Raw genomic sequence first — 17666 nt, forward strand, 5'->3', positions numbered from 1 at the left:
ATGAAGCTGCAATCGTTGATTGACAATGCAACGAAATATGCCGATATGACAGTAGCTGTCGCTGCAGCGGAGGACGAAGAAGTAATCGACGCGGTGACAATGGCGCTTGATCGTCATTTCGGAAAATTCATTTTGTATGGGGATCGCGAACAAATTTTGCATCTGTTAAAGCGAAAAAACTACGCGAATTCGGAAAATATTCAAGTCGTTCATACGAATTCTGCTGTACAAGCGGCTGAACTTGCTGTAAAGGCTGTTCACTTAAATGAGGCGAACGTTCTGATGAAAGGGAATATCCCCACCGCAACGCTTTTAAAAGCGGTATTAAACAAAGAGTATGGTTTGCGTACAGGGAAAGTGCTTTCCCATGTCGCGGTATTTGAAGTACCCGGCTACGACCGTTTTATCATTGTGACCGATGCCGCGATGAACATCTCGCCTGATTTGGAGCAAAAAGTGCAAATTGTTATGAACGCGGTTGCTGTGGCACATTCGATTGGCATTGAAATTCCGAAAGTAGCACCGCTTGCAGCGGTGGAAGTAGTAAACCCATCCATGCCAGCAACGATGGATGCCGCAGCATTGACAATGATGCAAAAGCGTGGACAAATTAAAGGATGTATTATTGATGGTCCGCTTGCGCTCGATAATGCTGTTTCGCTAATGGCAGCCGAACATAAGCGCATTCATAGCGAAGTAGCAGGAAAAGCTGATATTTTGCTCGTTCCTGATATTGAAGCAGGAAACATGTTATACAAATCGCTCGTTTATTTTGCCAATGCAAAAGTCGGTGCAATCATCGCAGGTGCAAAAGCGCCAATTGTTCTTACATCACGCGCCGATTCTGCAGAAAGCAAACTTTACTCATTGGCTCTTGCGGTTTGTTCCGCATCCAGATAAAAGACTGCTAAGGAGGAAATGAACATGGAACTTTTTAAATATATGGAACAATACGATTATGAACAATTGCTGTTTTGCCAAGATAAAGAGTCAGGACTAAAAGCGATTATCGCGATTCACGATACAACGCTCGGACCAGCGTTAGGCGGTACGCGCATGTGGATGTATGAATCGGAAGAAGCGGCGATTGAAGATGCGCTTCGGTTAGCGCGCGGCATGACTTACAAAAACGCTGCAGCCGGACTCAATCTTGGCGGCGGAAAAACGGTCATTATCGGCGACCCTCGCAAAGACAAAAATGAAGCGATGTTCCGCGCGTTTGGACGTTTTATTCAAGGATTAAACGGACGTTATATTACAGCGGAAGATGTCGGTACGACGGTGGAAGACATGGATATTATTTATCAAGAAACAGATTATGTCACAGGAATTTCCCCTGAATTTGGTTCTTCCGGAAATCCATCTCCCGCAACCGCCTATGGTGTTTATCGCGGTATGAAAGCGGCGGCAAAAGAAGCATTTGGCAGCGATTCGTTAGAAGGAAAAGTCGTTGCTGTGCAAGGGGTCGGAAACGTTGCATACCACTTATGCCGGCATCTTCATGAAGAAGGCGCAAAACTGATCGTTACCGATATCAACAAAGAAGCAGTACAACGGGCAGTCGAAGAGTTTGGGGCAAAAGCGGTTGACCCGAATGATATTTACGGTGTCGAATGTGATATTTTTGCTCCATGTGCGCTTGGCGGGATTATTAACGACCAAACGATTCCGCAATTAAAAGCGAAAGTCATTGCCGGTTCGGCGAACAACCAGCTAAAAGAGGCAAGACATGGCGATATCATTCATGAAATGGGCATCGTGTACGCGCCAGATTATGTCATCAATGCCGGCGGCGTCATTAACGTTGCCGATGAGTTGTACGGCTACAATCGCGAGCGTGCAATGAAAAAAATCGAACAAATTTACGACAATATCGAAAAAGTATTTGCAATCGCCAAACGTGATGGTATTCCAACGTATAAAGCGGCAGACCGCCTTGCGGAGGAACGGATTGAAACGATGCGCAAGTCCCGCAGCCAATTTTTACAAAACGGCCATCACATTTTAAGTCGACGTCGCGGTCGTTAATTACAACACATGGAGGCGGGAGAATGATTCCCGCTTCCATGGTCAGAAATGGAGGTTACAAACGTTGCAAGAGCAGAAGTTTCGCATTTTAGTCATTAATCCTGGGTCGACCTCGACAAAAATTGGCGTGTTTGAGAATGAGCGTTCGATATTTGAAAAAACAATTCGCCATGACGCGGAAACACTACAGCAATATAAATCCATTACTGATCAATATGAGTTTCGCAAACAAACGATTTTAGACGCGCTTGATGAAGAAGGCATCAATCTTTCCAAATTAAGCGCTGTTTGCGGCCGCGGCGGACTTTTGCGCCCGATTGAAGGCGGAACGTACCGCGTCAATGAGCAAATGCTGGAAGATTTGAAAAAAGGCTATTCTGGGCAGCACGCTTCCAATCTTGGCGGCATTTTAGCGCATGAAATTGCTTCGGCGCTAAATATCCCCGCGTTTATTGTTGACCCTGTTGTTGTCGATGAACTGGAACCAATTGCTCGCATTTCGGGATTTGCCCTGATTGAACGAAGAAGCATTTTCCATGCGTTAAACCAAAAGGCGGTAGCACGCCGCGTCGCGAAACAGCTTGGCAAACCATATGAAGAGTTAAATCTCATCGTTGCTCATATGGGTGGCGGGATTACTGTCGGCGCCCATAAAAAAGGCCGAGTGGTGGATGTAAATAACGGCTTGGACGGGGAAGGCCCGTTTAGCCCAGAGCGCGCCGGTACGGTGCCTGCGGGAGATCTCGTTTCGCTATGTTTCTCGGGAGAGTATTATCGCGATGAGATAATGAACATGCTCGTCGGAAAAGGCGGGTTAGTCGGTTACCTTGGCACGAATGATGCCGTGAAAGTCGAAAAAATGATCGAAGCGGGAGATGAAAAAGCAAAGCTTATCTATAGCGCAATGGCCTATCAAGTGGCGAAAGAAATTGGTGCAGCAAGCGCCGTCTTGGCGGGAAAAGTCGACGCGATTATTTTAACAGGAGGACTTGCATACGGAAAACAATTTGTGAAAGAAATTATTGATCGTGTGAACTGGATTGCCGATGTGTTTGTCCACCCGGGTGAAAACGAGTTGCAAGCGCTTGCGGAAGGGGCGTTGCGCGTGTTGCGCGGCGAAGAAAAAGACAAAGTATATCCGAGCGGGAATGTGGCACACACAACCGTTTTGCGATAGAAAGGAGAAAACGATATGGCAAAAGAATATGATCTTGTCATCCTTGGCGGCGGCACCGGAGGATATGTGGCAGCGATTCGCGCTTCCCAGCTAGGGCTAAAAACAGCCGTTGTTGAAAAAGGCAAGCTGGGCGGAACGTGTCTGCATGCCGGCTGCATTCCAAGCAAGGCGCTGCTGCGAAGCGCGGAAGTATACGCACAAACGAAAAAAAGCGAGGCATTCGGTGTCATTACAAGCGATGTACGCCTTGACTTCGCCAAAGTGCAGGCGCGCAAAGCAGCCATTATCGAACAGCTCCATAAAGGCGTTCAGCACTTAATGAAAAAAGGAAAAATTGACGTTTATGCCGGAACTGGGCGCATTTTAGGCCCATCCATTTTCTCGCCGATGCCGGGGACGATTTCCGTGGAAATGAATGACGGTTCGGAAAACGAGATGCTCGTGCCGAAAAATGTTATCATCGCCACAGGTTCGCGTCCGCGGACGCTGCCAGGCCTTGACATTGACGGCAAATTGGTCATGACATCCGATGAAGCGCTGCAAATGGAAACACTTCCTTCTTCCATTATTATCGTCGGCGGCGGTGTCATTGGCATTGAATGGGCATCGATGCTGAATGATTTTGGGGTGGAAGTGACGGTATTGGAATACGCGGAGCGAATTTTGCCAACCGAAGACCGCGATGTATCCAAGGAAGTAGAAAAGCTTCTTAAGCGCCGCGGCATTACGATTGTCGCAGGGGCAAAAGTCTTGCCGGAAACGTTGGAAAAAGGAAATGGTGTGACGATTAAAGCGGAATATAACGGCGAGCAAAAAACGTTTACCGCCGAAAAAATGCTCGTTTCCGTCGGCCGCCAGGCAAACATTGAAGGAATCGGCATTGAAAATACCGATATTGTCGTCGAAAAGGGATTTATTCAAACGAACGAGTTTTACCAAACGAAAGAATCGCATATTTATGCGATTGGCGATGTCATCGGCGGCTTGCAGCTAGCACATGTAGCATCCCATGAAGGCATCGTTGCTGTCGAGCATATTGCCGGCCAAAATCCATCGCCGATCGACTATACCATGATTTCGAAATGCGTCTACAGCCGTCCGGAAGTCGCAAGCGTCGGCTTAACGGAAGAAGAAGCGAAAGCAAAAGGATATGATGTCAAAGTCGGAAAATTCCCGTTTAAAGCGATCGGCAAAGCGCTCGTGTTTGGCGAAGCGGAAGGATTCGTGAAAATCGTAGCTGATCAAAAAACGAACGACTTGCTTGGCGTTCATATGGTAGGACCTCACGTTACCGATATGATTTCCGAAGCGGGACTCGCTCGCGTGCTGGATGCGACGCCGTGGGAAGTCGCGCATACGATTCATCCGCATCCAACGTTATCAGAAGCGATGGCAGAAGCGGCGCTTGCCGTGGATGGAAAAGCGATTCATTTTTAAGCGAATAAAGGGAGGTTGTTTCGATGGCTGAAAATCGTCACCAAGCGCTAGGCTTAAGCGATGAAACGGTATTGCAAATGTATGAAACGATGTTGTTGGCTCGTAAAATCGACGAGCGTATGTGGTTATTAAACCGCGCTGGAAAAATTCCGTTCGTTATCTCCTGCCAAGGGCAGGAAGCGGCGCAAGTCGGCGCGGCGTTTGCCCTTGATCGTACGAAAGATTATGTTTTGCCTTACTACCGTGATATGGGCGTTGTTTTAACATTCGGGATGACGCCGACGGAATTAATGCTTTCCGCGTTTGCGAAAGCGGAAGATCCAAACTCCGGCGGCCGGCAAATGCCAGGCCACTTCGGGAAAAAGAAAAATCGCATCGTAACCGGCTCATCTCCAGTAACGACGCAAGTGCCGCATGCGGTTGGCATTGCGCTGGCGGCAAAAATGGAGAAGAAAGATTTTATCGCGTTTGTCACGTTTGGGGAAGGTTCATCAAACCAAGGCGATTTCCATGAAGGAGCGAACTTTGCCGGCGTGCATAAATTGCCTGTTATTTTCATGTGCGAAAATAACAAATACGCGATTTCTGTGCCAATTTCAAAACAATTGGCGTGCGAAAAAGTATCGGACCGCGCCATCGGTTACGGTATGCCGGGCTATACGGTAGACGGAAACGATCCGCTTGAAGTGTACAAAGTCGTGAAAGAGGCAGCTGATCGTGCCCGCCGCGGTGAAGGACCGACATTGATTGAAACGGTTTCCTATCGTTTAACCTCGCATTCTTCCGACGATGATCAACGCGCATACCGGTCCGAAGAAGAATTAGAAGAAGCGCGTGCCAAAGACCCGATTATTTCGTTTGCGAAATATTTAAAAGAAGCCGGTGTGTTAACAGACGAACTAGAAAAAGAAATTCATGACCGCGTCATGAAACAGGTGGACGAAGCGACCGATTATGCGGAAAAGGCGCCATACGCGGAACCAGAACATGCCTTAAAGTACGTATATGCAGAGAAGTAAGGGGGAATGGACGATGCCAGTGATTTCCTATATTGATGCTGTGACGATGGCGATTCGCGAGGAAATGGAACGCGACCCGCGCGTCTTCGTATTAGGAGAAGATGTTGGAAAAAAGGGCGGGGTGTTTAAAGCGACACAAGGATTGTATGAACAGTTCGGCGAAGAACGTGTCATTGATACTCCGTTATCTGAATCTGCGATCGTTGGGGTCGGAATCGGTGCGGCGATGTACGGATTGCGCCCAATTGCTGAAATTCAATTTGCTGATTTCATCATGCCTGCGGTCAACCAAATTATTTCGGAAGCGGCGCGGATTCGCTACCGCTCCAATAATGACTGGAACTGTCCGATCGTCATCCGTGCTCCATACGGCGGCGGCGTTCACGGCGCCTTATACCATTCGCAATCAGTGGAAGCGATTTTTGCAAACCAGCCAGGTTTAAAAATTGTCATGCCATCGACACCATATGATGTAAAAGGGTTATTAAAAGCGGCGATTCGCGATGAAGACCCGGTGCTTTTCTTTGAACATAAGCGCGCGTATCGTCTGATTAAAGGAGAAGTGCCGGAAGGAGATTATGTATTGCCAATCGGCAAAGCAGACGTTAAACGCGAGGGCGACGATATTACCGTTATTACGTATGGATTATGTGTTCATTTTGCGCTGCAAGCGGCAGAACGGGTAGCGCAAGATGGCATTTCCGCGCACATCCTTGATTTGCGTACGGTATATCCGCTAGATAAAGAAGCGATTATCGAAGCGGCAAGCAAAACAGGAAAAGTGCTGCTGATTACGGAAGATAACAAAGAAGGAAGCGTCATGAGCGAAGTGGCCGCCATTATCGCCGAACATTGCTTGTTTGATTTAGACGCGCCAATTATGCGCCTTGCCGGCCCGGACGTCCCGGCGATGCCATACGCACCGACGATGGAAAAATTCTTTATGGTGAACCCGGACAAGGTCGAAAAGGCAATGCGCGAGCTAGCGGCGTTTTAAGCAGACGGATTTTTGCGATTCAAAATGCAGATTTGAACGGAGATAGGAGGTTATCCCACGTGGCAATTGAACAACTTACCATGCCCCAGCTCGGGGAAAGCGTCACCGAAGGAACGATCAGCAAATGGCTTGTATCTGTCGGCGACAAAGTAAACAAATACGATCCGATCGCCGAAGTCATGACAGATAAAGTGAATGCGGAAATTCCTTCGTCATTTACGGGCGTGATCAAAGAAATTATCGCGAATGAAGGAGAAACGCTGCCGGTTGGCGCCGTGATTTGTACGATCGAAGTGGAAGGCGAAGGAACAGCAGCGGAAGCAAAACAAGAGGAAGCACCGAAAGCAGAAGAGACAAAAGGAGCAGCTGCTCAAGCGCCAAAAAAAGCGGATCGGGCCAATAAAGGCCGCTATTCGCCAGCTGTTCTTCGCCTCGCTCAAGAACATAATATTGATTTAGAGCAAGTGCAAGGAACGGGACTGGGAGGACGGATTACGCGCAAAGATTTGTTAAAGCTCATCGAATCTGGAAATATTCCGAAAGCCGGTGGGCAGTCGGCCGCTTCGTCCCAGCCTGCACCGCAGCCAACACCAGTGCAAGAAGCGCCGAAAGCAGAACCCGCAGCTGTTCCAAAACAGGCGGCGACAAGCGTTCCTGTTCATGCAGGCGACATCGAAATTCCAGTCACCCCTGTGCGCAAAGCGATCGCCACGAACATGCTTCGCAGCAAACACGAAGCGCCGCACGCATGGACGATGGTCGAAGTCGATGTGACGAACTTAGTGGCATACCGCGACTCGATCAAAGACGAATTCAAAAAACGCGAAGGCTTCAATTTAACATATTTTGCCTTCTTCGTCAAAGCGGTCGCGCAAGCATTGAAAGAATTCCCACAGATCAACTCGATGTGGGCAGGCGACAAAATTGTCCAGAAAAAAGACATCAACATCTCGATCGCAGTGGCGACAGATGATGCGTTATTTGTTCCAGTCATTAAGCACGCCGACGAAAAATCGATCAAAGGCATCGCACGCGAAATCGCCGAGCTGGCCGCAAAGGCGCGCGCCGGCAAACTTCGCCCGGAAGATATGCAAGGCGGCACGTTTACGGTGAACAACACCGGTTCCTTCGGCTCCGTGCAATCGATGGGCATTATCAACTATCCACAAGCGGCGATTTTGCAAGTGGAATCGATCGTCAAACGCCCGGTTGTCAAAGACGGCATGATTGCCATCCGCGATATGGTCAACTTATGTCTATCCCTTGACCACCGCGTTTTGGACGGCTTAATCTGCGGCCGCTTCCTTGCGCGCGTCAAAGAAATTTTAGAAAACATATCCAAAGATAATACGCCGATTTATTAATAGGAAAACCTCACCACAGCTTCGTTTGTGGTGGGGTTTTTCGTGTTATAATACTCCTAATACAAATCTTTTCTAAGAAGAGTTTATCGATAACTACAGCGGAGCTTTTAGAAAGCGGGGATTGCATTGGACCAGCTCTTCCTGATATTTGCCGTTTATTTTGATAAATTATCAAAAGACGGATTGTGTTTTGTTCATTGCTAGAACTCTCCTCATATATTACAATAAAAATATCAGCAATATTTTTAAAAATGAAAAAAGAAAGCGATTTCTAAAGGATGGGAGAAAAGATATAAGGGGGGAGAACGCAGTGAGCGATATTTCAGCGATGAAGCAGCAGTCGTTTCCCATTCCAAGCTTCGAGGAATGGAAACAGGAAGTCGAGAAGTCGTTAAAAGGGAAGCCATTCGAAAAACTTTATTCGACTACATATGAAAATATCACGATTAAACCCATTTATACGCGTCAGGACATAGAGTCGCTTGCTCATGTCGAACAGTATCCAGGTTTTCCGGGCTATGTTCGCGGAACCAAGCCGAACGGATATATTCGCGAGCCGTGGAAGGTCAGCCAGGAAATTTCAGCTAGCAGTCCGACGGAGTGGAATGAAATCGTTAAACACGATTTGGAAAGAGGGCAAACGGAAATCCATATCGTGTTGGAACGGCTAGGTTTTCCGGTAACATCGGTTGACGATATCGAAGCCATGTTTTCCGGCATTTCTTTGGATAAATATTCGCTTCGCATCGATGCGGGGGCACAATCGCTTTCATTTTTGGCATTGCTTGCCGCCTATTTGCAAAAACAGCAAATACCATTTGACGCAGTGCGCGGAACGATTGGGATGGATCCAGTCGGTGCACTTGCGGAAAAAGGCCAGCTTTCAACCCCGCTTGCGGCATTGTACGACGTGATGGCCGATGTGACGAAATGGACAAAAGAAAACATGCAGGGTGTAAAGACGGTCATTGTCCGCGGCGAACCGTACCATAACGGCGGGGCAAACGCGGTTCAAGAATTAGCGTTTGCGTTCGCAACAGCGGTGGAATATATTCGTGCATGCTTGGACAGAGGATTGGTGATTGATGCCATTGCGCCGCAAATCCACTTTTCGTTTGCAATCGGTTCGAACTTTTTTATGGAAATCGCAAAGCTTCGCGCAGCAAGACTTGTTTGGTCCAACATCGTACAGGCGTTTGGCGGCAGCGAATCATCGCAAAAAATCGCCATGCATGCGCGCACGTCTTATTTCACAAAAACGGTTTATGATCCATATGTCAATATGCTTCGCGCGACGGCGGAAGCGTTTGCCGCAACGATTGGCGGCGCTGACAGCCTTCACGTTTCTCCGTTTGACGAAGCGATCGGACGCGCTGATGAATTTTCACGGAGAATTGCCCGCAACACGCAGCTGATTTTGTTGGAAGAAGCACATATTGCTAATGTCATTGACCCAGCCGGCGGTTCGTACTATGTCGAAACATTGACAGCACAAGTGGCGGAAGAGGCGTGGAAGCTGTTCCAGCAAATCGAAGAAAAAGGCGGTATCGTGAAAGCACTTCAAGACGGGTTTATACAAGCGGAAGTAGAAAACGTTGCAGAACAGCGGAGAAACAATGTGAAAAAACGGAAAGAGAAAATTGTCGGCACAAACTTTTACGCCAACTTAGCCGAAGAACCTGTACAAAAAGCGAACGAAAACGACGAAAAACAACTATCTTCTTTAACGCTAAACGAAGAAAACGTCGCGCAATTGCAAGCGGGATTCGGTGAAAAACGATGGATCGAGACAGCTATTTTTATGGCAGTTCGTCGAGCAACCGCTCAGGAAATCGAAGCGGCATTAAAAGCAGATGAAGCATCCGTAAGCGTCAAGCCGATCAAACAATGGCGCTTGGCTGAACCGTTTGAACAACTGCGCAAAGCTTCGGAAGCTCATCTTGAAAAACATGGAGCGCGTCCGACGGTGCATTTAATTAACATTGGCTCCATTCCAAACTATAAAGCACGCGCCGATTTTATTACCGGCTTTTTTGAAGCCGGCGGGATAGCGGTGGAAAAAAGCAAAGGCGTTCATAGCGCTGAGGAAGCGGTGTCAGAAGCAATCAATGCAGGCGGGACGCATTATGTTATTTGCGGCTCGGATGAAAGCTACGCCGATATCGTTCCTGCGATCGCCAAAGCGTTCAAGCAGGAAAAGCCAAACGCCAAGCTGTATGTCGCCGGAAAACAGCCTGCCGATGTTGAACAGACTTTCATCGAGGCGGGGGTCGATGGTTTTATCCATATCGGTTCGAACTGTTATGAAACGATTGTATCGTTTATGAAAGAGATGGGGGTGGCCCTTGATGTGTAAGCAAGTCGATTTTACCAACCTTTCGCTAGAAATCAAAAAACAAGCGGCAGATGAGCAACAATGGAAGCAGGCGATCGAAGAAAAGGTGCGGGCATCCATCGATGACTTATTGTTTCAAACAAATGAACATATCACCGTAAAACCGCTATATACGAAAAAAGATATCGAAGGCTTTGATTTTCTTGATTATATGCCGGGAATTCCACCGTATTTGCGCGGACCGTATCCATCGATGTACGTGAATCGGCCGTGGACGATCCGGCAATACGCAGGGTTTTCGACGGCGGAAGAAAGCAACGCATTTTATCGACGCAACTTAGCGATGGGGCAAAAGGGGCTGTCCGTTGCGTTTGACCTTGCGACCCACCGCGGCTATGACTCCGACCATCCGCGCGTCGTTGGTGACGTCGGCAAAGCGGGAGTGGCGGTCGATTCGATTTTAGATATGAAAATTTTGTTTGACGGCATTCCGCTTGATCAAATATCGGTATCGATGACCATGAACGGCGCGGTGCTGCCAATTATGGCATTTTATATCGTCACCGCCGAAGAGCAAGGCGTCACGCAAGATAAGCTTTCCGGAACGATTCAAAACGATATTTTAAAAGAATATATGGTGCGCAACACGTATATTTATCCTCCGGAAACGTCGATGCGCATTATCGCTGACATTTTTGAATACACTTCCAAATACATGCCAAAGTTTAACAGCATCAGCATTTCCGGATATCATATGCAAGAAGCGGGAGCGCCGGCGGATATTGAATTGGCGTATACGCTTGCGGACGGATTAGAATATGTTCGTACAGGATTAAAAGCAGGAATTGATATTGACTCGTTCGCGCCAAGATTGTCATTCTTCTGGGCAATCGGCATGAACTATTTCATGGAAGTCGCGAAAATGCGTGCGGCGCGCATTATGTGGGCAAAAATGATGAAAACGTTCCATCCGAAAAATCCAAAATCGCTCGCATTGCGGACGCATTCGCAAACATCTGGCTGGAGCTTAACCGAGCAAGATCCATTTAACAACGTTGTGCGTACATGTATTGAAGCGCACGCCGCTGCGCTTGGGCATACGCAGTCGCTTCATACGAACGCGCTCGATGAAGCGATCGCGCTTCCGACTGATTTCTCCGCGCGCATTGCCCGCAATACACAGATTTACTTGCAAGATGAAACAGGCATTTGCAATGTCATTGACCCATGGGCAGGTTCTTACTATGTGGAAACGTTAACGAACGAATTGATGAATCGCGCGTGGAAGCATATTGAAGAAATCGAAAGCCTTGGAGGCATGGCGAAAGCGATTGAAACGGGGCTTCCGAAAATGCGCATCGAGGAAGCGGCGGCAAGACGCCAAGCGAGAATCGATTCTGGTGCGGAAACGATTATCGGCGTCAACAAATATCGCCCGGAAAAAGAAGAACCAATCGAGATTTTAGAAGTCGACAATACAGCGGTTCGGATGCGGCAAATCGAAAAATTAAAACAGCTGCGCGCTTCCCGTGATGAACAAAAAGTGCAGGAAGCGCTTGACGCGATTACAAAAGCGACGGAAACGGGAGAAGGAAACTTGCTCGAGCTTGCCGTACAGGCAGCGCGCGCCCGCGCGACATTAGGCGAAATTTCGTACGCGATCGAAAAAGTAGCGAAGCGACACAAAGCGGTCATTCGCTCGATTAGCGGGGTGTACAGCTCCGAATTCACAAATGAAGAACAATTCGAGCGAGTAAAGAAAATGACTAATGAATTTTATGAATTAGAAGGCCGCCGTCCGCGTTTAATGGTAGCGAAAATGGGGCAAGACGGCCATGACCGAGGAGCGAAAGTGATCGCCACTGCCTTTGCCGACTTAGGATTTGACGTCGATATTGGTCCATTGTTCCAAACTCCGGAAGAAACGGCGCGTCAGGCGGTCGAAAACGACGTCCATGTCGTTGGGATCAGTTCGCTTGCCGGCGGGCATAAAACATTATTGCCGCAATTAGTGGAGGAATTGCGGAAGCTTGGACGCGAAGACATTATTGTCGTCGTCGGCGGCGTTATTCCGCCGCAAGACTATGAATTTTTGTATGAGCATGGAGCGGCGGCGATTTTCGGACCAGGCACGGTCATTCCAACCGCAGCGGAAAAAGTATTGAAAGAAATTTATAAACGTCTCGGCTACGAGGAAGTGAGGCAATGAACGGCGAATGGACGCATCGCCCTGAATGGGTGGAAAAAGAGAGAGAAAATGAGTTTGCGACCGCTTATGTGAAAACCACTGCTTCCGCTTCGCCAAAACGTTGGGTGAAGCGGAAAGAAAGGTCAGTAAAAGAATATGTCGAAGGCGTGTTGAACAATGACCGCACGATTTTAGCCCAGGCAATCACCCTTGTTGAGAGCAATGCGCCCAAGCATATGGACATTGCCCAACAAGTGTTAAACGAACTGCTTCCACATGTCGGAAAATCGATCCGCATTGGCATCACCGGCGTGCCGGGAGCAGGAAAAAGCACGTTTATTGAAGCGTTTGGCACGTTTTTATGCGAACAAGGGCACCGTGTTGCCGTATTAGCGGTTGACCCGAGCAGTTCTTTAACAGGCGGCAGTATTCTTGGCGATAAAACGCGGATGGAGTCGTTAGCGCGCCATCCGCGTGCATTTATCCGTCCGTCGCCATCAGGAGGAGCGCTCGGCGGTGTGCACCGAAAAACGCGTGAGACGATGATGCTTTGCGAAGCGGCAGGATATGATGTTATTTTGGTAGAAACGGTCGGTGTCGGGCAAAGCGAATTTGTCGTACGCGGCATGGTCGATTTCTTTTTAATGCTTGTTTTAACAGGCGCTGGGGACGATTTGCAAGGAATAAAACGCGGAATTATGGAATTAACCGATGCGGTTGTCATTAATAAAGCGGACGGAGACAATAAGCCAAAAGCGCTGGCCGCGCAAAAAGAGTATAATCAGATTCTTCATTATTTGCGCCCAGCAACACCAGGGTGGGAGACAAAAGCATATACGTGTTCGGCTCTTTTAGGAGAAGGCATCGAAGAAATTTGGAACGTGATTCAGAAGTTTGTAGAAACGACGAAACAATCAGGCGTGTTTGACATGCGCCGGCGCCATCAGCAAAAAGATTGGATTTACTCAATGATTAAAGATTATTTAGAAACGAGTTTCTTTTCCCATCCCGCAGTAAAAGAAAAGCTGCCGGTCATTGAAAATAACGTTATTTCCGGAACACAATCCGTTACTTCCGCGGTGCGAGAGCTTATTAAGATATATGAAAGTAGGTCATAATGGAAAAATGTGATACGATAAGAAAAGGAGGTGCTTGAGCATGTTTCAATTTCCGCTATTTAATGATATCGTGGAACAATCGCGCCGCGAAATCGTGGAGGCTGGCTTTGAAGAATTGCGTACACCTGAAGAAGTGGATGCCGCATTTAAGCGACCGGGCACAACGCTTGTAATGATTAACTCGGTATGTGGCTGTGCGGGGGCATTGCCCGTCCTGCAGCGGCGCATGCGATTCATTATGACAAACGTCCAGACCATCTTGTAACCGTATTTGCCGGCCAAGATAAAGAGGCAACAGCGCGAGCAAGGGAATATTTTGAAGGACAGCCGCCTTCTTCTCCATCTTTCGCTTTACTAAAGGACGGCAAGCTTTGTACGATGATTCATCGTCATGAAATCGAAGGGCACGAGCCGATCGAAGTCGTCCAAAAGCTGCAGGCGGCGTTTGATCAATATTGCGATGAAGTATAACGGAGCTGAATTTTTCAGCTCCGTTATTTATTTTGTTATTCTCAAAAAGCAAAAATAATTTATTTATAATTAAAAAATAGATTGCATAATTATTACTATGTGTGTTAATATACAAAACATAGAATATATATTCAAAAAAACAAGTATGTATTTTATTAATCTTCAAAACTTATTTCGCAATATTATAAAAATTATTTAAACTTTTGAGAAGAGAGGGAGAGACACCGTATGAAAAAATCATTGTTGTTTTTTATTGCTAGCATTTTATTAATTGGTTTGCTCTCGGCATGCGGCACAGGCGGAGAACAGAAAAACGGAAGCGGAGAACAAAAGAAAGTGTTAAGAATGGGTACTTCCGCCGACTATGCGCCATTTGAATATATCGATACCACAAAAGGCAATGAAATTATCGGGTTTGATGTCGATTTAGCAAAGATGATTACGAAAGAATTAGGATATGAATTTGAAATTGTCGATATGGACTTTACCGGGTTGATTCCGGCATTGCAGTCAGGAAAAGTAGATTTTGTATTAGCGGGGATGACTCCAACGAAAGAACGCAAGAAAAACGTTGATTTCTCGGATGTGTATTATGTAGCGCGAAACATGATCGTTTCCAAGAAAGGAAGCGGCATTAAAACAGTTGAGGATTTAAAAGGAAAAACGGTTGGTGTTCAAACCGGCTCGATTCAAGAAGGAGAAGCAAATAAAATTGCAAAAAAAGTTGACATGAAAATTGAAAGCCGCAACCGCATTCCGGAGTTAATTCAAGAGATTCAAGCAGGGCGCTTTGATGCAGCAATTATCGAAGATACAGTTGCAAAAGGATATCTAGATAGCAGCAATGGCAAACTAGAAGGTCATACAATCCCGACAGACAAAGAAAAATCAGGATATGCGATTGCTTTCCCAAAAGGAAGCAAGCTTCGCGATGAGTTTAATAAAGTATTGCAAGAAAAGATCAAAAACGGCGAAGTGGACAAGTTGATTAAAAAATGGTTTGACCAATAATTTGTAATGCGTTCAAAAAGGGGGGGCCTTTTTGAACGTTTTCACTATGTTGCAAGGAAGGATGAAGGGTCGGTGAACTTAGATTTTTCACAAATTGTTCCATCAATTCCATTTATATTAGCAGGAATTGCAGTTACATTAAAAATTGTCGTTTTCGCGGTGTTGTTAGGGTTTGTGCTTGGAGTTATTTTAGCGTTAATGAAAATTGGCAGAATGAAGGTTTTGACATGGTTTGCCGATGCGTATACATCCGTATTTCGCGGCACGCCGCTTGTGTTGCAGCTTGTCCTTATTTATTTTGGAATACCGCAGCTTACCGGTGTTGAAATTGACGCATTTCCCGCAGCGGTCATCGCGTTCGGGCTAAACTCTGCCGCCTATGTTTCTGAAATCATCCGCGCCGGCATTTTAGCCGTTGATAAAGGGCAGCGGGAAGCGGCGCTGGCGCTTGGTGTTCCGTACAAGCTAATGATGCGTGATATTATTTTGCCGCAAGCGCTGAAAAATATTTTGCCGGCATTGATGAATGAATTTATTACATTGACGAAAGAATCTGCCGTTGTAACGGTAATTGGAGCGATGGATGTCATGCGGCGTGCTTACATCGTTGGCGGACAAGTGTATCGGTATATTGAGCCGCTGTTGATTGCTGGGCTTATTTACTACGTTTTAGTCATGCTTCTTACGCTGCTTGGCAAAGCGTTAGAAGGGAGATTGAGAAAAAGTGATTAAAGTAGAAGATTTGCATAAATCGTTTGGCAAATTAGAAGTATTAAAAGGAATTACAACAACGATTAAGCAAGGCGAAGTAGTGGCGGTTATCGGTCCATCTGGGTCAGGAAAATCCACGTTTTTACGCTGCTTAAACTTGTTGGAAGAACCGACAAGGGGGAGAATTTGGATCGGTGACGAGGAAATTACAGATAAAAAGACAAACATCATGAAAGTGCGCCAGCATGTCGGCATGGTGTTTCAGCATTTCCATTTGTTTCCGCATATGACCGTGCTTGAAAACGTCACGTATGCGCCGATTAAAGTAAAGGGAATGACAAAGGCCGAAGCGGAAGCGAAAGGAATCGAACTGTTGAAAAAGGTCGGATTGGAACAAAAGGCAAACGAATATCCAAGCCGGCTGTCGGGAGGCCAAAAACAGCGCGTAGCGATTGCGAGGGCGCTTGCCATGTCGCCGGATGTAATGTTGTTTGACGAACCAACGTCAGCGTTGGATCCGGAAATGGTCAAAGAAGTGCTTGAAGTCATGAAGTCGCTTGCCCATACGGGAATGACGATGGCGATTGTTACGCATGAAATGGGCTTTGCCCGCGAAGTTGCCGACCGGGTGTTGTTTTTAGACGGCGGCCAGCTCGTCGAGGACGCGCCCCCGCAAGAATTTTTCACATCTCCGAAAAGCAAGCGGGCTCAAGAATTCCTTGAAAAGATGCTATAATCAAGTACAATAAAAAGATGGTCCCTTGGATCATCTTTTTTACTTTTTTAAGCAGGAGAATGAAAAAATGGTGAAGATTGGATATCGCACAGCGAAAACAGCAATAGGCACCGCGCTTTCAATTAGCATCGCTCAGCTAGCGGGATTACATAATTTTGCTTCTGCCGGCATTATTACGATTTTATGCGTGCAAGTGACGAAAAAAAGATCGTTAAAAGCTGCGTGGGCGCGTTTTGTCGCATGTGTTGTCGCGATGCTGTTTTCATATATTTTCTTTCAAGGAATTGGGTATTATCCGTTTACCGTCGGATTGATGCTGCTCTTTTTTATTCCAACAACAGTGTGGTTAAAAGTAAATGAAGGGATTGCGACAAGTTCGGTTATTATTCTCCATTTGTACGCAGCAAGGAAGTTTACGTGGGAAATTATTTGCAATGAATTGTTGCTTATTTTAATCGGCATTAGTGTTGCCTTATTAATGAATATGTATATGCCAAGTGCGGAAAAGCAATTAAAGGAATATCAGCGCATTGTTGAAGATTTATTTCGCATTATTCTGAAGGAGATCGTTCGTTACTTGCGCACCAATGAAATCGATTGGGATGGAAAAGAATTGACGCTAGCAGGAGATATTTTACAAAAGGCAAAACTGCTTGCGATAAGAAATGTTGAAAATCATATGCTGCGAAGTGAAGAAGGATATTATCATTATTTTCGAATGAGAGAGAAGCAACTGGAAATTATTGAACGAGTATTGCCGCTTGTCACATCACTCACTTATACGGTGGAGCAGCGCAACATTGTCGCCGATTTTATCGACAAATTAAGCGATGCCGTTCATCCGGGAAATACGGCAGACCGCTTTCTTCGTGAACTTCATTGTATGAAAAAAAGGTTTGAAACAATGCCTCTTCCAAAAACGCGAGAAGAATTTGAGGAACGGGCTGCTTTGCTGCACTTGGTGAAAGAACTTGAACAATATTTGATTATAAAAAGTCAATTTCGTGTTTCAGAAGGAAAAAAACGGGCTTCTGCTGCCATGTAACAAATATGTATGCCCACTCCCCTTTTGCC

The 17666-nt window shown here is 46.6% G+C and carries 14 protein-coding genes and 1 pseudogene; all 15 read left to right on the forward strand.

The genetic code is table 11. The features are described 5' to 3' along the window. Positions 1 to 900, forward strand: a complete 900-nt coding sequence (yqiS, locus tag FNL97_RS05710) for a phosphate butyryltransferase (protein ID WP_143415194.1) — start codon at positions 1 to 3, stop codon at positions 898 to 900. Positions 901 to 924: 24 nt separating this feature from the next. Further along, positions 925 to 2028 carry a leucine dehydrogenase gene (locus FNL97_RS05715; RefSeq protein WP_143415195.1) on the forward strand — a complete coding sequence of 368 codons (1104 nt, stop codon included), beginning with the start codon at positions 925 to 927 and terminating at the stop codon, positions 2026 to 2028. A gap of 64 nt (positions 2029 to 2092) precedes the next feature. Then, positions 2093 to 3205, forward strand: a complete 1113-nt coding sequence (gene buk / locus FNL97_RS05720) for a butyrate kinase (protein ID WP_062678699.1) — start codon at positions 2093 to 2095, stop codon at positions 3203 to 3205. A 15-nt stretch (positions 3206 to 3220) separates the two neighbouring features. Beyond that, the gene (gene lpdA, locus FNL97_RS05725; RefSeq protein ID WP_143415196.1) at positions 3221 to 4642 is read left to right on the forward strand and encodes a dihydrolipoyl dehydrogenase; all 1422 of its coding nucleotides are present in this window, start codon (positions 3221 to 3223) and stop codon (positions 4640 to 4642) included. Positions 4643 to 4665: 23 nt separating this feature from the next. Further along, positions 4666 to 5661, forward strand: coding sequence for a thiamine pyrophosphate-dependent dehydrogenase E1 component subunit alpha (locus tag FNL97_RS05730; protein WP_015864426.1), 996 nt, complete (start codon positions 4666 to 4668; stop codon positions 5659 to 5661). Between the two features lie 13 nt (positions 5662 to 5674). Continuing rightward, positions 5675 to 6658: an alpha-ketoacid dehydrogenase subunit beta gene (locus FNL97_RS05735; protein ID WP_015864425.1), complete on the forward strand. Its 984-nt coding sequence runs from the start codon at positions 5675 to 5677 to the stop codon at positions 6656 to 6658. Between the two features lie 59 nt (positions 6659 to 6717). Next, on the forward strand, positions 6718 to 8022 hold the full coding sequence (locus tag FNL97_RS05740; protein ID WP_062678697.1) for a dihydrolipoamide acetyltransferase family protein: 1305 nt from the start codon (positions 6718 to 6720) through the stop codon (positions 8020 to 8022). Positions 8023 to 8332: 310 nt separating this feature from the next. After that, a complete protein-coding gene (locus FNL97_RS05745; protein ID WP_143415197.1) occupies positions 8333 to 10378 on the forward strand; it encodes a methylmalonyl-CoA mutase family protein in 2046 nt (681 codons plus the stop codon). After that, positions 10371 to 12566: a methylmalonyl-CoA mutase gene (scpA, locus tag FNL97_RS05750; protein ID WP_143415198.1), complete on the forward strand. Its 2196-nt coding sequence runs from the start codon at positions 10371 to 10373 to the stop codon at positions 12564 to 12566. The genes FNL97_RS05745 and scpA overlap by 8 nt, the downstream gene beginning before the upstream one ends. Next, on the forward strand, positions 12563 to 13663 hold the full coding sequence (gene meaB / locus FNL97_RS05755; protein WP_143415199.1) for a methylmalonyl Co-A mutase-associated GTPase MeaB: 1101 nt from the start codon (positions 12563 to 12565) through the stop codon (positions 13661 to 13663). The genes scpA and meaB overlap by 4 nt, the downstream gene beginning before the upstream one ends. 40 nt (positions 13664 to 13703) lie before the next feature. Then, positions 13704 to 14134 (forward strand): annotated as a pseudogene (locus tag FNL97_RS05760) (BrxA/BrxB family bacilliredoxin). Between the two features lie 228 nt (positions 14135 to 14362). Next, entirely contained in the window at positions 14363 to 15145 is a 783-nt protein-coding gene (locus tag FNL97_RS05765) for a transporter substrate-binding domain-containing protein (protein ID WP_143415200.1), read from the forward strand. A 72-nt stretch (positions 15146 to 15217) separates the two neighbouring features. Continuing rightward, positions 15218 to 15877: an amino acid ABC transporter permease gene (locus FNL97_RS05770; protein WP_015864417.1), complete on the forward strand. Its 660-nt coding sequence runs from the start codon at positions 15218 to 15220 to the stop codon at positions 15875 to 15877. Next, the gene (locus FNL97_RS05775) at positions 15870 to 16592 is read left to right on the forward strand and encodes an amino acid ABC transporter ATP-binding protein (protein WP_015864416.1); all 723 of its coding nucleotides are present in this window, start codon (positions 15870 to 15872) and stop codon (positions 16590 to 16592) included. Before FNL97_RS05770 ends, FNL97_RS05775 begins: the two co-directional genes overlap by 8 nt. A gap of 67 nt (positions 16593 to 16659) precedes the next feature. Continuing rightward, on the forward strand, positions 16660 to 17637 hold the full coding sequence (locus FNL97_RS05780; RefSeq protein ID WP_062752854.1) for an aromatic acid exporter family protein: 978 nt from the start codon (positions 16660 to 16662) through the stop codon (positions 17635 to 17637). Positions 17638 to 17666: the final 29 nt, after the last annotated feature.

The sequence above is a fragment of the Geobacillus sp. E263 genome (assembly GCF_007197795.1).
Lineage (GTDB): Bacteria > Bacillota > Bacilli > Bacillales > Anoxybacillaceae > Parageobacillus_B > Parageobacillus_B toebii.

Excerpts from the sequence above, each read along its gene's own strand:
- FNL97_RS05715 (WP_143415195.1), top strand. The coding sequence starts at position 925 with ATGGAACTTTTTAAATATATGGAACAATACGATTATGAACAATTGCTG.
- yqiS (WP_143415194.1), top strand. The coding sequence starts at position 1 with ATGAAGCTGCAATCGTTGATTGACAATGCAACGAAATATGCCGATATG.
- lpdA (WP_143415196.1), top strand. The coding sequence starts at position 3,221 with ATGGCAAAAGAATATGATCTTGTCATCCTTGGCGGCGGCACCGGAGGA.
- FNL97_RS05765 (WP_143415200.1), top strand. The coding sequence starts at position 14,363 with ATGAAAAAATCATTGTTGTTTTTTATTGCTAGCATTTTATTAATTGGT.
- scpA (WP_143415198.1), top strand. The coding sequence starts at position 10,371 with ATGTGTAAGCAAGTCGATTTTACCAACCTTTCGCTAGAAATCAAAAAA.
- meaB (WP_143415199.1), top strand. The coding sequence starts at position 12,563 with ATGAACGGCGAATGGACGCATCGCCCTGAATGGGTGGAAAAAGAGAGA.
- FNL97_RS05780 (WP_062752854.1), top strand. The coding sequence starts at position 16,660 with ATGGTGAAGATTGGATATCGCACAGCGAAAACAGCAATAGGCACCGCG.
- FNL97_RS05730 (WP_015864426.1), top strand. The coding sequence starts at position 4,666 with ATGGCTGAAAATCGTCACCAAGCGCTAGGCTTAAGCGATGAAACGGTA.
- FNL97_RS05735 (WP_015864425.1), top strand. The coding sequence starts at position 5,675 with ATGCCAGTGATTTCCTATATTGATGCTGTGACGATGGCGATTCGCGAG.